Here is a 13,873-nt window from a genome sequence, read left to right on the forward strand (position 1 = left end):
GTCTTCGCACCGGAACGAACAAGCTTCGGGTGAATGGCGATGCATCGACGCCGGCGCTTTGGAGACGCCACCGCCAATGTTGACCCGCCATCCGCGACCGCTGGCGGGTTGCCGAGGCAAATGCCTCGCCGACCACGCGCGGTCTGATGCTGCGCCGTTGGACATGCTCACCTTGGACAAGGCGGAGTACGCCGTCCAAAGTGTGAATGGCCATCGCTTGGATTGGGATGAATCCCTCTCCGCACGCCCGGCAAGAAAGACTAGCCTCTTCGGTAAGCCAGCTTTGGAGGCTGGCAGAGACGAAAAAGCCCGGTCCGTCGTTGCTTTAAGTCGCGTCCCCCGTTTGGCGGGGTTCGCCGGTTCGCCTCCGGCTGCCGGTCCTTTTGCGGCGGTTAACCGGCCTCTTGTCCGGATCCCCGCCAACCGACACACGACCACAGGCACGTGCGAAATTGGGCAACACGGAAAATATGTGATTCCGCCCGCATTACAAGAGCTTTTTTGAAGAAATGCGCGGCCGCCCGCCTCACGTTTGTCAAATCGCACATAAAAACCGGCTGCGGACCCAGGGTGTTCAGGAGGGAAGCGTTACCGCTGCGCCACACGCCACAAGAAATCCATCGGCCATAAAATGGCTGTGTGGCTTTGCCTTAGTTCGGGCATGGAAATCGCGGCATGTCGCCTGCGCCTATCGACTTGAAGCCCGGCAAGAACCCTGCTTGCCGCTCACCGAAAAGATGGGTAACCCCTCACGGAAGCCTTCCCGCCCGACCCAACCCGCGCACGACCCTCTTTTTTGAATTGCTCATGACCGAATTCAACCGCCGCGTGCTAGTCAAGTGCCTCGTCGTTTCGAGCGCTCTGCCATCGACCATCGGACCCGTATTCGCCCAAGCCGGAAAGACGCAGCCGGCGCCGACGGCGGCTCCGGTGCAGCAAAAATTCAGCTTCGACGATGTCGTGCGCCGCGCGCGCGATCTCGCGACGGCAACCTTCGATACGGCTTCTCCGGTCCTTCCCGATGCATTGAACAAATTGGATTTCGATGCCTGGCGAGACATCAGGTTTCGTCCCGACAAAGCCTTTCTCGGCGCCAATGGAAGCCAGTTCCGGCTGCAATTATTCCATGTCGGTCATCTTTACCGCCACCCCGTGACGATCAATACCATCCGCGACGGCATTCCGACGCCGATTCCCTACTCCGCCGGTCTGTTCGATTACGGCCGCACCAAGATCGACAAACCGCTGCCGGTCAATCTCGGCTTTGCCGGCTTTCGGCTGCATTATCCCTTGAACACGCCCAAGGTCTTCGACGAGGTGATCGCCTTTTTGGGCGCGAGCTATTTTCGTTTCCTCGGCCGCGATCAACGCTATGGAATGTCGGCCCGCGCGCTTGCGGTGGAGGCCGGCACCGTCGCGGAGGAGTTTCCGTTCTTTCGTGAATTCTGGATCGAGACGCCGGAGCCCAACGCCGACCAGGCCACGATCTATGCGCTGCTCGACAGCCCTTCGACGACCGGCGCCTATCGCTTCGAAGTTTTCCCTGGCGTTGAAACCGCGATCAAAATATCCGCCACGCTGTTCCCCCGCAAAGAGAAGGTCAAATTCGGCCTCGCCCCTTTGACCTCGATGTTCTTCCTCGGCGAAGACGATCACCGGTTCAACGAGGACTTTCGACCCGAGCTGCATGATTCGGATGGGCTGTTGATCCATTCGGGAACCGGCGAATGGATTTGGCGTCCTTTGCGCAACCCGGTAAAATCGGAGGTCTCCGCCTTTCTCGACCGCGACCTTCATGGTTTTGGCCTGCTTCAGCGGGATCGCGACTTCGACCATTACCAGGATCTCGATCTTGCTTATGAGATGCGGCCGAGTCTCTGGGTCGAGCCAAACGAGAGCTGGGGAGAAGGCGCCGTCGAACTTGTCGAACTTCCGACCGAGCATGAGACCAACGACAATATCGTCTCCTCCTTCGTCCCGAAGGAGTCGCCCGAGCCCGGCAAGCCTTTCAACTTCGGCTACCGAATTATCGCCAGTCTCAATCTGGCCCGGCTGTCGCCGAACGGCCGCGCGCTGAACACCTATCAAACGACCGCCGCCGCGCTCGGTTCAGCCGAACCCCCGGCGCCCGGCTCGCGCCGCTTCATCATCGATTTCACCGGCGGCGACCTTTCCTATTTCGCCAACGATCCGCAATTGGTCGAGGTGGTTCCCTCGGTGAGCCAAGGCAAGATCACGCGGTTCTTCATCGTTCCCAACATCCATACCAAAGGATTTCGCGCCGTCATCGATGTCCAGCTCGACCCCGGCCAATCCACCGATATTCGCGCCTTCCTGCGGACCGGGTCGCGGGCCCTGACCGAGACCTGGACCTTTCCTTGGCGCGCCGATTAGGCAGCTCTCTTTAAGGCCATCGTACCAAAATGTTTCACGTGAAACCTTTTGGTACGATGGGTCCCGAAAACCTTACAAAGCCTAAGACCGCGGACCGCCCTTCAACCGTGTCAGATCGAAGCCGTCGATGTCCTGCAGCAATTCGATGAAGGCCGTGGCGCCATAATCGGCGCAGGTCTCGCCCTTGTGCGCCGAAGCCGCGCCGGCATCGCCCATCGCGCCGGATTCGGACAAATCCTGGCTCATCCAGCCAAAGCCGGTCGGACGGCCCGAGCGCAGCCAGTTGAATTCCCGCTCCATCCCAATGCTCTCCGACTTGAACTCGCCGGCCTCATCCATGCGCACGAGTTCAGGCCGAAAATTCAGCATCAGCGAGGTCTCGATCTCGCCGGCGTGGATTCCATGGGCGGTTTCCTGCGTGGAAAAAAGTCCGTCCGGCGCGCCGAAGCGCTGCCAGGAGGCCATCACGACCAGCATGCCGAGGCGGGCGCGAAGATCATGCGCGATAATGTCGAGGATCGCGCTATTGCCGCCGTGCGAATTCAGGAGCACCAGCTTGCGGCAGCCGGCCCGATGGACGCATTCGCCGATTTCCGTCCAGGCAGCGAGGACCGTCGACGCTGAGAGGCTGAGCGTGCCAGGAAAATCATTGTGCTCGATCGAACAGCCGCAATTTTGCACGGGCAAAAACAAAACCTGAAGCTCGCTCGGCAGCCGCTCGATAACCTGGGCGATATAGCCTTCCATGATGAAGCTATCGACGCCCAGCGGCAGATGCGGGCCATGCTGCTCGGTCGCCGCCAGCGGCAGAACCGCGATGGTGCTCGCCATATCGGCGGGCTGAAAATCGGTCCAGGTCATCTCGGCCCAAAATTTTGTGGGCAGCATGAACATATTCCTTATGGCGCGGCCACGACTGAGCGCCAGCAAAAAAGCTTACACGGATCCCGAAAACCCTCACCCTGAGGAAGCCCGAAGGGCTGTCTCGAAGGGCGAGGGCGCTTCGTAGGCCACGCAAGGCATCCTTCGAGACGCCCACTGCTTGGGCTCCTCAGGATGAGGGTGAGGCTTTTGAAACAGGCTCTGAGGGAAAAGCTCGCACATTTGCCGCGCGGGCGCAAAAGCGGTGCTTACTGCGCAGCCGCAAGGAGCCCCCGAGACTTACTTCAAGCTCACGACACGGGTTAGTGCCATTATGAAACTCGAATGTCATGCATCTCGGATCAGTGCAGAAGAACCCCTGACAATGACGCTGCGGATGACGTCATTGCAGCCGCCAAAATAATCCAAAAAGTATCGAGTTCTGTCATCAGCATCAAAACCAAACTGACGGCGGCGATTCCTATCGTGACTGGATCGGTTAATGCGTCTTGTGCAAGCGGGATTGCGGCGGCAAATAGAAGACCGGAGCTTGCAATGACGACCGCTTGCAAGATCGCCTTGACTCTCGGATGATCGATTTTTCTCTTCGCGTAATGCACCAGGGGGATGACCAGCAACGCGGGTGTAATCATCGCCAACCACCCGGCAACCGCCCCAGACAGGCCTGCTGCGAAATAGCCGACACTGACAATGTAAAGCCCTACAGGCCCTGGCGAGCTGCGGGTGATGACGACGGCTTCGTTGAGTTGGTCGTTCGTCAGAACATGGTATTGGTTGACGAGGGTGTCCTGCACGACCGGCAAGGATGCAAGACCGGCAAAACTTGTAATGGTGGCCTTGAGCAAGAGGATATAAAGCAAAAAAATATTCATGCTCAGGTTTCCGGCAACAGAAAACCCGCGGCGGCGGCCAGCAGCAACACCTGGATAGCTGGCAGGCCGAGCCAAACGTGAAGTGTAAAGGCCGCGACCGCGATGAGCGCGACGCGGACGCGCGCGCCAGCTTTGAAATGCGGTTTGGCAATCGTCCAACAGGTCTTAACGGTGATGCTTACAGCGGCGGCAACAGCCCCGTGAATAGCTGCTTGCACCAAGGAATTCTCCTGCCACCGGCTGAACAGGACCGTGATCGCCACGACCAGCAGCGTGCACGGGATGGAAGCCGCCAACAAAGCCACCACAGCTCCCGGCAGACGCCGCAACACCCAGCCAACCGCCGTACAGAAGGCTAAAAGATTCGTTCCCGGCGTCAGGCGCGCAAGCGCAAAACACAATGTGAACCTGTCACTATCCACCCAGTGCCGTTTCTCGACGATTTCGCGATAAAGTACCGCTGTCGTGGCGCTGCCACCTCCGAGCGTCAGATTTGCGTTTCGGGCGAACACGCCCGCGATTTGCCGCAGAGTTGGCATGATGGCTCCTGGATTCCCCTGCGTCACATGCGCTTAGGGGTTTGTAATCGCGCCGGAAGGTTGTTGTGCCCGCCCAATATGTGTCTGTTTCTGGCATAACGCGGACGGAAATTAAACTTGCCGGCTACCTTTCCGCGATTGTTGCTATTATGCGTGAGGGCCTCCCCCTCATCCTGAGGAACCCATGAGATGGGCGTCTCGAAGTACGGGCACGCGGGCTCCCTCGCCCTTCGAGACAGCCCCTAGGGCTTCCTCAGGGTGAGGATTTGAGAGGATTCACCTTGAAACAATTTATCGCCCTCTTCTTCGCGGCGCTCTGTCTTGCCGCCGTCCCAGCCATCGCCCTCGACAAAGTCACCTTTGCGACCAACTGGCGCGCCGAAGCCGAGCATGGCGGCTTCTATCAGGCCAAGGCCGACGGCACTTACGCCAAATACGGCCTCGACGTCACGATCCTGCAAGGCGGTCCGCTCGCCAACAACCGGCTTTTGCTCGCGGCGGGAAAAATCGAATTCCACCTCGGCGCCAATCTCATTCAGTCCTTTGACGCGGTCGCCCAGAATATTCCGATCGTGGCGGTGGCCGCGATGTTCCAAAAAGACCCTTTCATTCTGATGTCGCACCCAGGCGTCGGCCTCGACCGCATGGAAGATCTGCCAAAGGCGACCGCTTTCATCGGCAAGGATGCCTTCGTCTCGGTCTATCAATGGCTGAAGCTCGCCTATGGTTTTAGAGATGAAAACGTCAAACCCTATACGTTCAATTCGGCGCCTTTCATCGCCGACGGCCATTCGATCGAAGAAGGCTATGCGACCTCCGAACCTTTTGCGATCGAGCGGCAGGGCAAGTTCAAACCAAATGTCTTCTTGGCCGCCGATTACGGCTATGATTCCTATTCGACGACGATTGAAACAAGGCGCGATCTCATCGAGAACAATCCCGATCTCGTCCAGCGTTTCGTCGACGCCTCGATCATCGGCTGGTATCATTACATCTACGGCGACCCCCAAGCTGCGAATGCCCTCATCAAGCGTGACAATCCCGATATCAGCGACGATCAGCTTGCCTATTCGCTCGCCCAGTTGAAAGAACGCGGCATTGTCGATTCCGGGGACTCTTTGAAACTTGGGATCGGCGCTATGGCGGACTCGCGAATCAAAAGCTTTTTCGACAAAATGGTGCAGGCTGGGCTGTTTAAGCCAACGCTCGATTACACTCGCGCCTATACTCTCCGCTTCATCGACAAGGGCGTCGGCCTGGATTTGCGGCCGAGGCCATGAAGCGGTAACGCGGGAGCCAACTGAGGCATTCTTGAAATGACGATGGCCTCCCCGCTGGTCTCCTTGCGAGACATCGCCAAGCTCTATGAGAACGGAACGCTGGCGCTCGATGGCCTCAACCTCGACGTGCGCGCCGGCGAATTTCTGACCCTGCTCGGCCCCTCCGGCTGCGGCAAATCCACAATCTTGCGTCTCATTGCCGGCCTCGACAAAGCCTCGTCAGGCACGCTCGAACGGGGCTTCCCGCTCGACCGCGCCAGCATCGGCTTCGTATTTCAGGACGCGACCTTGATGCCCTGGGCCAATGTCTTCGACAATGTGTTTCTGCCGTTGCGTTTGGAGGGTGTATCGCGCCACGCGGCGGCACCCAGGGTCACCGAGGCATTGGCAATGGTGGGACTTGCGTCCACCGAAAAAATGTTCCCCCGCGAACTTTCGGGCGGCATGCGCATGCGCGTTTCGATTGCGCGCGCGCTCGTCCTGCGCCCTCTCTTGCTGTTGCTCGATGAACCCTTCGCGGCGCTTGACGAGATCACGCGCTTCAAGCTCAACGACGATCTCCTGCATTTGCGGAGCGAACTCGGCACCACCATCGTCTTCGTGACTCATTCGGTTTATGAGAGCGTCTATCTCTCGACAAGGATCGCGGTGATGGCCGCGCGGCCGGGCCGCATCGTCGAGGAAATCAGAATCGACACCGCCACGCCGCGTGGCAAAAATTTCCGGACAAGTCCGACCTATGCGCAGATGTGCGCGAAGGCTTCGCTCGCATTGCAAAGCGCGATGCAAGAGGATCAACAGACGTGAAAACGCTTGCCGTGAACAATGTCGATGAGGCTGGCCGATGACGGCGCGGCAATGGATTATACGCTACGGTCCCCCGGCCTTGGTTTTCGCGGCGGTCCTCACGGCTTGGGAGGCCTATGTTCGCGCCCTCCACGTGCCACCCTATATTTTGCCCTCCCCCTGGCTTGTGCTCGAAACGCTCGTGAGCGACAGGGCGATCCTCGTTCCGGCCCTGTTCGTGACCTTGGGGACGACCTTCAGCGCATTGGCCTTAGCCGTCATCGGCGGGGCGGGCCTTGCGGTTTTTTTCGCGCAATGGAAATGGGTGGAGCGTTCCTTCCTGCCCTTTGCAATCGTTTTGCAAGTCACGCCCATCATTGCCATCGCTCCCTTGCTGCTGATTTATCTCGAAGCGCCGAAAGCGGTGCTTGTCTGTGCCTTTCTCGTCGCCTTTTTTCCGATTCTGTCGAACACCGCTTTGGGCCTCGCTTCGACCGACCGCAATCTCGTCGATCTTTTCGCGCTTTACCGGGCGTCGCGATGGCAGACGCTGCGCTATTTGCGCCTGCCCGCGGCGCTCCCCTATTTTCTCGGGGGCGTTCGGATCGGTGGCGGCCTGGCGCTGATCGGAGCGATCGTCGCGGAACTCGCGGCGGGCAATGCCGGCCAGGGCGCGGGCCTCGCCTTCCGCATTGCCGAAGCCGGCTACCGGCTCAACATCCCGCGGATGTTTGCGGCGCTGACTTTGATCTCGCTGACGGGAATCGCAATTTTCGTGGCGTTGGCGGCCCTCTCGGCTGTCTTGCTTGGCCGCTGGCACGAAAGCGCGACCGGTGCCGAGCGGTAAACTGCCTTGCCCTATCCGATTGGCCGCTCTATGTTGGGGGTTCGCCCTGGGGTGCTGCCGGTAACGGCGGCTGAGATTACACCCGTAGAACCTGATCTGGGTAATGCCAGCGCAGGGATAAGGCAAAGCGAAGACGAGCCCATTGGGCCATTTCGCGCCAGCCCCTCCTGCTTGTTGGTCACGACCCGAGCGGAGCATCGCGATGAATATTCAAAACAAGCCGCAAAATCTCGTTCCGCAAAGCGTCACGGTCGGCCCGCTGCCGGGCTCGAAGAAGATTTATCATCACCCGCAAGGCAGGCCCGACATTGCCGTGCCGTTCCGGGAAATCACCCTCGATCCAGCCGCGCATGAGCCGCCCGTCAGAGTCTACGACCCCTCCGGGCCTTATACGCAGGATGCGATCACAGTCGATCTCTCCAAAGGGCTCCCGGCCATTCGCGAGCCCTGGCTTGCCCGCCGTGAAGGGCTCGATGCTTATTCCGGGCGCGCCGTGCGGCCCGAAGATAATGGCAGTGTTGGCCTGGACCGTCTGGTCCCGCCCTGCCCCGCCAATAGATTGCCGCGCAAAGCCCGTGATGGCGCGCTCGTCACGCAATATGAATTTGCAAAAGCCGGGATCATCACCGAGGAAATGATTTTTGCCGCGGCGCGGGAAAATCTCGGCCGCGAACAGATGCAGGAAGATGCAGCAGTGCGTCTTGCCGACGGCGAGAGTTTTGGCGCTTCGATCCCTTCCTTCGTTACGCCCGAATTCGTCCGCGACGAAATCGCAAGGGGCCGGGCGATCATTCCCGCAAACATCAATCATCCGGAACTCGAGCCGATGATCATCGGCCGCAATTTTCTGGTGAAGGTCAACGCCAATATCGGCAATTCAGCGGTAACTTCGTCGGTTGCGGAGGAAGTCGAAAAAATGGTCTGGGCGATCCGCTGGGGCGCCGATACCGTCATGGATCTCTCGACCGGGCGCAACATCCACAATATCCGCGACTGGATCATGCGGAACTCGCCGGTTCCGATCGGAACGGTGCCGATTTATCAGGCGCTCGAAAAGGTCGACGGCGATCCGGTCAAGCTCACCTGGGAGGTTTTCCGCGATACTTTGATCGAACAGGCCGAGCAGGGTGTCGATTATTTCACGATCCACGCCGGCGTGCGCCTTGCCTATGTGCCGCTGACGGCGCGGCGCACCACCGGGATTGTCTCGCGCGGCGGCTCGATCATGGCACGCTGGTGCCTGTCGCATCACAAGGAAAGCTTTCTCTACGAGCGCTTCGATGAGATTTGCGACATCATGCGCGCCTATGATGTGTCGTTCTCGCTCGGCGATGGTCTGCGCCCAGGCTCGATTGCCGATGCCAACGACCGGGCGCAATTCGCCGAGCTCGAGACGCTGGGCGAATTGACCCAGATCGCCTGGGCAAAAGGCTGCCAGGTCATGATTGAGGGGCCCGGCCATGTGCCGATGCACAAGATCAAGATCAATATGGAAAAGCAGCTTGAGGAATGCGGCGAAGCCCCCTTCTACACGCTCGGGCCGCTCACCACCGATATTGCGCCGGGCTATGATCATATCACATCGGGCATTGGCGCGGCGATGATCGGATGGTTTGGCTGCGCCATGCTCTGCTATGTGACGCCCAAAGAACATTTGGGCCTGCCGGACCGCGACGATGTGAAGGTTGGGGTCATCACCTATCGGATCGCGGCACATGCCGGCGATCTCGCCAAAGGCCATCCCGCGGCGCAGATCCGCGACGATGCCGTGTCCCGCGCGCGCTTCGATTTCCGCTGGCAGGATCAGTTCAATCTGAGTCTCGACCCCGATACGGCGCGGTTGTTCCACGACGAAACGCTGCCCAAGGACGCGCATAAAACCGCGCATTTCTGTTCGATGTGCGGCCCGCAGTTCTGCTCGATGAAGATCACCCAGGACTTGCGAGACGAGGTCGCGGCGATGGCCGAAGTCGAGAAAGGCATGGCGGAAAAGAGCGCCGAGTTTTTGGAAAAAGGCGGCAAGCTTTACGTGTGAGGGGCAAAGCCAAAAGGCTTAGGCACATAATTTGCTTGCCTAAATAATAGACGTTCCAAATCGAAGCTCTTCGGAGGGGTTTCGATGGAACGGCGTCACCAAGGAAGGACCCCGATCCTAGCCGTCGATCTCGCCAAATTGCGCGCTCGATACTCAAGGAGTGCGCGGATTGACCCAATTGTTGGCGAGTTTACGACATTGAGGATCATTTATGACAGCTATTACCGACACGCCTTTCGCCAAATTGGAGGCTGAAGGCCGGCTCCTTAAGCCGGCCCTGAAGGCGGACACCCATGTCGCAGGCCGGTTCGGCTTTCGCGGCGACATTTCCTACGATGACCCGGAAACCGTCCTGAAGGATGTTTTCACGGTCTCCGAAAGCGGCAAGCCGGCGATCGGCTTTATGGCCGGATCCATCAAGGAATATGCGACCTTGCCCAAGCTCGTCGAGACCTTCGGCGATGCGCTCGATGGCGAAGGCAAATATCTCATCTATGTCGCGGACATTCCGCTCGGCTGCCGTTGGTATATACCGATCGGCGCGGCTAAGATTTTCATCGTCTCTATCGACGACGAGACCGTCTACAATTGCCTGATCGACATTTTTTACGTCGACAAGGTGAAGCTCAAGAAATTCGACACCTCGGCCAAGCTCGACGCCCTTGCCGACGTTGGGTTGAAATACGCCTCGCTTTCGGACTACGAGGCAATTTCCTACGAAGAGGGTTTGAAGCGCAAGAGCGCCGCCTGAACCAAGATCAGGCAACCACGCGCTCGAGCTTTGTTCGATCCCAATGCGCGAGGTTTGCGGTGGCTTCATAGGTGCTCTGCAGGAAGGAGAGGAGAACTTCTTCTGGAGAGTCAGCCTGCCGGACGTCGTCGTAGGGGAGAATAAATTCCCCCATGTCGCGGCTGAAGAAGGCCGCGTCGGGGCGAACCGGCGCCGTCGCAAATCCAGCGGGGGTCGGATAGGCGTAGGAATAAAAAATCGGTCTTTCCATGCCCGCACCGCCTGGCCAGAAACCGCAGCTGCTGACCTCGTCGCAATAGGCTTCCCGCGTGACCTTGTCGGCCATGTTGGGCGCGCCCGGATGGACCGGCGCACCCCGTCCGCTGAAGCGTGTCACCGCCAAATCGAAACTCCCCCAAAAGAAATGAACCGGGCTCGCCTTGCCAACGAAGCGGCCTCGGAAAGCCGTAAAAATCCGATCGGCCTGCAGAAGGATCCGCCAAAACCGATTTGCATAGCCGGGATCGTAAGCGCAATGCGCGACGTCCTGCTCGAATGGAATGGGGTCAGGGATCTCGACCGGAGTAGTCCAGATCCGTATGTCGAGTCCAAGCGCGGAGAGGCTGCGCATGACCGCGCGATAGAAATCGGCGACGCTTTGCGGTTGCAGCGCAAACGACTCCCTCGCCCCGTCGCTGGTCTGGATCAGCAGGCGATGATCGATAAAATCAAAATCAATCTGGAAACTGCGTAGCCCATAGGGCATGGGCGAGGTTGTGAGTCCGCGGGCGGTCACATAGAGGGGCACATGCCACCAGTGGTTGATCGACGTGGCTTGGGCAAGCCGGATCTTGCCGATCACTTGCGTCCACAGATGAAGCGTCGCGCAGGTCGCGTGCCATTCATCAAACTTCAGGCTTGGAAAAGCCTCGATCGCAGCGGGCAGGCTCGACTCTTTGGACTCGGTCATCTCACCGCGCCTCCCAACAAAAGCGGGGGACAGGACGTCCCGAGCGATTCCCTAAAACATGGGTGGCAATTGCTTGGTTTCACGCCGAACCGCGGAGGATCCCGCGGCCCGCTCTGTTTGGGAACGCCGGGCGATCACGCCATATACTGGCCGCCGTTGACGCTGAGCGTCGAACCGGTGATGAAGCCCGACTCTTCGGCAACGAGGAACAGAACGCAGCGGGCCACCTCTTCGGGTTCACCCAGACGCCGCACCGGAATTTGCGGCAGCACGGATTTTTCCAACACTTCCGCCGGCACGGCCTTCACCATGTCGGTTGCGATGTAACCGGGGCAAATCGTGTTGACCGTGATGCCCTTGTTGGCATTTTCCTGGGCGAGCGATTTGGTGAAGCCGATGTCGCCGGATTTCGAGGCGGTGTAATTGGTCTGTCCGACTTGGCCCTTCTGGCCGTTGATGGAGGAGATGTTGACGATCCGCCCGAAACCGCGTTCGCGCATGCCTTCGATGACCGGCCGGGTCATGTTGAACAGCGAATTCAGATTGGTGTTGATGACCTCATACCATTGCTCCGGCGTCATCTTATGAAACATGATGTCGCGCGTGATCCCCGCGTTGTTCACGAGGATCTCGATCGGCCCGAGATCCTCGCACACTTTCTTGAGGCCTTCGGCGCAGGCCTTGTAGTTTGAGACGTCCCATTTATAGACGGCGATTCCGGTCTCGGCCTTGAACTTCGCGGCAGCTTCATCGTTGCCGGCATAGGTTGCGGCGACTTTGTGTCCAGCCGCTTGCAACGCCTTGCTGATGGCGGCCCCGATCCCGCGCGAGCCGCCGCTGACTACCGCTATCCTGGACATGTGTACCATCCCTCTAATTTTTTGATTTCAGAAATTTTCTTATTACTGATCGGTTTTCAAACGCGCCGCTCGCCGGAAGCATGGATGATCCGGACAGCGGCGCGATTGACGAAGATCAACGCTCGACGGTCAGCGCAATGCCCATGCCGCCACCGATGCAGAGCGTTGCGAGGCCCTTCTTTGCACCGCGCCGCTGCATCTCATGCAACAGCGTGACAAGGACGCGCGCGCCGGAAGCGCCGATCGGATGTCCGATCGCAATGGCGCCGCCGTTGACGTTAACGATGGAGGGATCCCAGCCCATGTCCTTATTGACGGCCAAGGCCTGCGCCGCGAATGCTTCATTGGCCTCGACAAGTTCGAGATCCTTGACTTTCCAGCCGGCTTTCTCGAGCGCCTTGCGGGACGCTGGAATCGGCCCCGTCCCCATCACCGCGGGATCGACACCGGCGGTGGCCCAGGAGGCGATGCGTGCCAGCGGAACAAGCCCGCGCGCGCTCGCGTCTTTCGCGCTCATCAGGAGCAGCACCGCCGCGCCGTCGTTAATGCCTGACGCATTGCCGGCGGTGACCGTGCCTTCCTTGGCAAAGGCCGGTTTCAGCTTGGCGAGCGCATCGAGTGTCGCACCCGCGCGAATATATTCGTCCGCCGCGACGACGACGTCGCCCTTTTTGCCGCTGATGGTGAACGGTACGATCTCTTCGTTGAACCGTCCCTCTTTTTGCGCAGCCTCAGCTTTGTTTTGAGAGGCGACGGCGAATTGGTCCTGCTCTTCACGGCTGAGCTGCCATTTTGCCGCGACATTTTCAGCCGTCTGGCCCATGTGATAACCGTTGAAGACGTCGGTCAGTCCATCGCGGATCATCGTGTCGACGAATTTGAGGTCGCCCATCTTGGTGCCGTTGCGCAAATTGGCGCCGTGCTGCGACAGCGACATGCTCTCTTGACCGCCGGCGACAATGATTTTCGCGTCGCCATTGGCGATCTGCTGCATGCCGAGCGCCACCGCGCGCAAGCCCGAGCCGCACACTTGATTAAGGCCCCAGGCGGTTTTCTCTTTGGGAATACCGGCCTTTATCGCGGCCTGACGCGCCGGATTTTGTCCCTGATTGGCGGTCAGAACCTGGCCGAGAATCACTTCGTCCACCTCGGCGGCATCGACCTTGGCGCGGGTGAGCGCCGCCTTGATCACGGCGGCGCCGAGTTCATGGGCCGGCGTCGCGCCAAAGGCGCCGTTGAAAGAACCGACGGCGGTACGCGCCGCACTCACAATAACAATATCACCCGACATTTGGGTATCCCTCCTGGACCTAAAGCCGCAGCGTGCGCGTTTCCGGCTTTATCGGTTATAGTAACACTTGAGGCTGAAGCTTGCGAGCCAAGGTTCGGCCTTCGGCTCCGCAATGCAGGCAATTTTTTGCGAGGAATTGCAAGGCTTTTTGCTTTGGCGTTATGCTTATATCCTTATGCTTGTATTTATTAGATTGTCACAATGCATTTACGCGGTGCCCCGCATCAAGCAACCTCTCAAGAGGGGTTGGCGCTTGCTTCCGAAGCCCTGGTTCGAACTGCCTTCCAAGGCGGCAGCAACCGCGAGCCTCCCCGTTCGGATCGAAACTATGGTCAGATCAAGAGAAACCTGCTTAGGTTAGACACCACGCAAGAGGCGGTAGCGGCC

14 protein-coding genes and 1 riboswitch are annotated in these 13,873 nt (G+C 59.1%); of the genes, 8 read left to right on the forward strand and 6 right to left on the reverse strand.

Going from position 1 to position 13,873, the window contains the following annotated elements; translation table 11 throughout:
- Positions 1-163 precede the first annotated feature (163 nt).
- Positions 164-505 carry a hypothetical protein gene (locus tag CU048_08020; GenBank protein QBR71237.1) on the forward strand — a complete coding sequence of 114 codons (342 nt, stop codon included), beginning with the start codon at positions 164-166 and terminating at the stop codon, positions 503-505.
- Between the two features lie 302 nt (positions 506-807).
- Complete coding sequence (locus CU048_08025) at positions 808-2,394, forward strand: glucan biosynthesis protein G (GenBank protein ID QBR71238.1); 1,587 nt, start codon at positions 808-810, stop codon at positions 2,392-2,394.
- Between the two features lie 81 nt (positions 2,395-2,475).
- On the opposite strand, the gene CU048_08030 is transcribed toward CU048_08025, so the two are convergent.
- From CU048_08030 to CU048_08040, 3 genes are all read right to left on the reverse strand, one after another.
- A complete protein-coding gene (locus CU048_08030; GenBank protein QBR72762.1) occupies positions 2,476-3,282 on the reverse strand; it encodes a creatininase in 807 nt (268 codons plus the stop codon).
- A gap of 335 nt (positions 3,283-3,617) precedes the next feature.
- Positions 3,618-4,148 carry a chromate transporter gene (locus tag CU048_08035; GenBank protein QBR71239.1) on the reverse strand — a complete coding sequence of 177 codons (531 nt, stop codon included), beginning with the start codon at positions 4,146-4,148 and terminating at the stop codon, positions 3,618-3,620.
- Positions 4,149-4,150: 2 nt separating this feature from the next.
- Positions 4,151-4,687: a chromate transporter gene (locus CU048_08040; protein QBR72763.1), complete on the reverse strand. Its 537-nt coding sequence runs from the start codon at positions 4,685-4,687 to the stop codon at positions 4,151-4,153.
- Positions 4,688-4,953: 266 nt separating this feature from the next.
- Between CU048_08040 and CU048_08045 the strand changes: the two genes are divergently transcribed.
- The 5 genes from CU048_08045 to CU048_08065 all read left to right on the forward strand — a co-directional run bounded on the left by CU048_08045 (position 4,954) and on the right by CU048_08065 (position 10,386).
- On the forward strand, positions 4,954-5,967 hold the full coding sequence (locus tag CU048_08045) for a nitrate ABC transporter substrate-binding protein (protein ID QBR71240.1): 1,014 nt from the start codon (positions 4,954-4,956) through the stop codon (positions 5,965-5,967).
- Positions 5,968-6,009: 42 nt separating this feature from the next.
- Entirely contained in the window at positions 6,010-6,774 is a 765-nt protein-coding gene (locus tag CU048_08050; protein QBR72764.1) for an ABC transporter ATP-binding protein, read from the forward strand.
- Positions 6,775-6,811: 37 nt separating this feature from the next.
- Positions 6,812-7,600, forward strand: coding sequence for an ABC transporter ATP-binding protein (locus CU048_08055; GenBank protein QBR71241.1), 789 nt, complete (start codon positions 6,812-6,814; stop codon positions 7,598-7,600).
- A 37-nt stretch (positions 7,601-7,637) separates the two neighbouring features.
- Positions 7,638-7,737: riboswitch (TPP riboswitch) on the forward strand.
- Between the two features lie 65 nt (positions 7,738-7,802).
- Positions 7,803-9,635: a phosphomethylpyrimidine synthase ThiC gene (locus CU048_08060; GenBank protein ID QBR71242.1), complete on the forward strand. Its 1,833-nt coding sequence runs from the start codon at positions 7,803-7,805 to the stop codon at positions 9,633-9,635.
- Between the two features lie 211 nt (positions 9,636-9,846).
- Positions 9,847-10,386 carry a hypothetical protein gene (locus CU048_08065; protein ID QBR71243.1) on the forward strand — a complete coding sequence of 180 codons (540 nt, stop codon included), beginning with the start codon at positions 9,847-9,849 and terminating at the stop codon, positions 10,384-10,386.
- 7 nt (positions 10,387-10,393) lie between these two features.
- On the opposite strand, the gene CU048_08070 is transcribed toward CU048_08065, so the two are convergent.
- The 3 genes from CU048_08070 to CU048_08080 form a co-directional block, all read right to left on the reverse strand.
- Positions 10,394-11,335: a hypothetical protein gene (locus tag CU048_08070; protein QBR71244.1), complete on the reverse strand. Its 942-nt coding sequence runs from the start codon at positions 11,333-11,335 to the stop codon at positions 10,394-10,396.
- Between the two features lie 134 nt (positions 11,336-11,469).
- Positions 11,470-12,195 carry a beta-ketoacyl-ACP reductase gene (locus CU048_08075; GenBank protein ID QBR71245.1) on the reverse strand — a complete coding sequence of 242 codons (726 nt, stop codon included), beginning with the start codon at positions 12,193-12,195 and terminating at the stop codon, positions 11,470-11,472.
- A 115-nt stretch (positions 12,196-12,310) separates the two neighbouring features.
- A complete protein-coding gene (locus tag CU048_08080; GenBank protein ID QBR71246.1) occupies positions 12,311-13,486 on the reverse strand; it encodes an acetyl-CoA C-acyltransferase in 1,176 nt (391 codons plus the stop codon).
- A 67-nt stretch (positions 13,487-13,553) separates the two neighbouring features.
- On the opposite strand from CU048_08080, the gene CU048_08085 reads away from it, so the two are divergent.
- On the forward strand, positions 13,554-13,847 hold the full coding sequence (locus CU048_08085) for a hypothetical protein (GenBank protein QBR71247.1): 294 nt from the start codon (positions 13,554-13,556) through the stop codon (positions 13,845-13,847).
- The last annotated feature ends 26 nt before the right edge of the window (positions 13,848-13,873 follow it).

The organism is Beijerinckiaceae bacterium (genome assembly GCA_004564215.1).
Classification (GTDB): domain Bacteria; phylum Pseudomonadota; class Alphaproteobacteria; order Rhizobiales; family Beijerinckiaceae; genus Methylocapsa.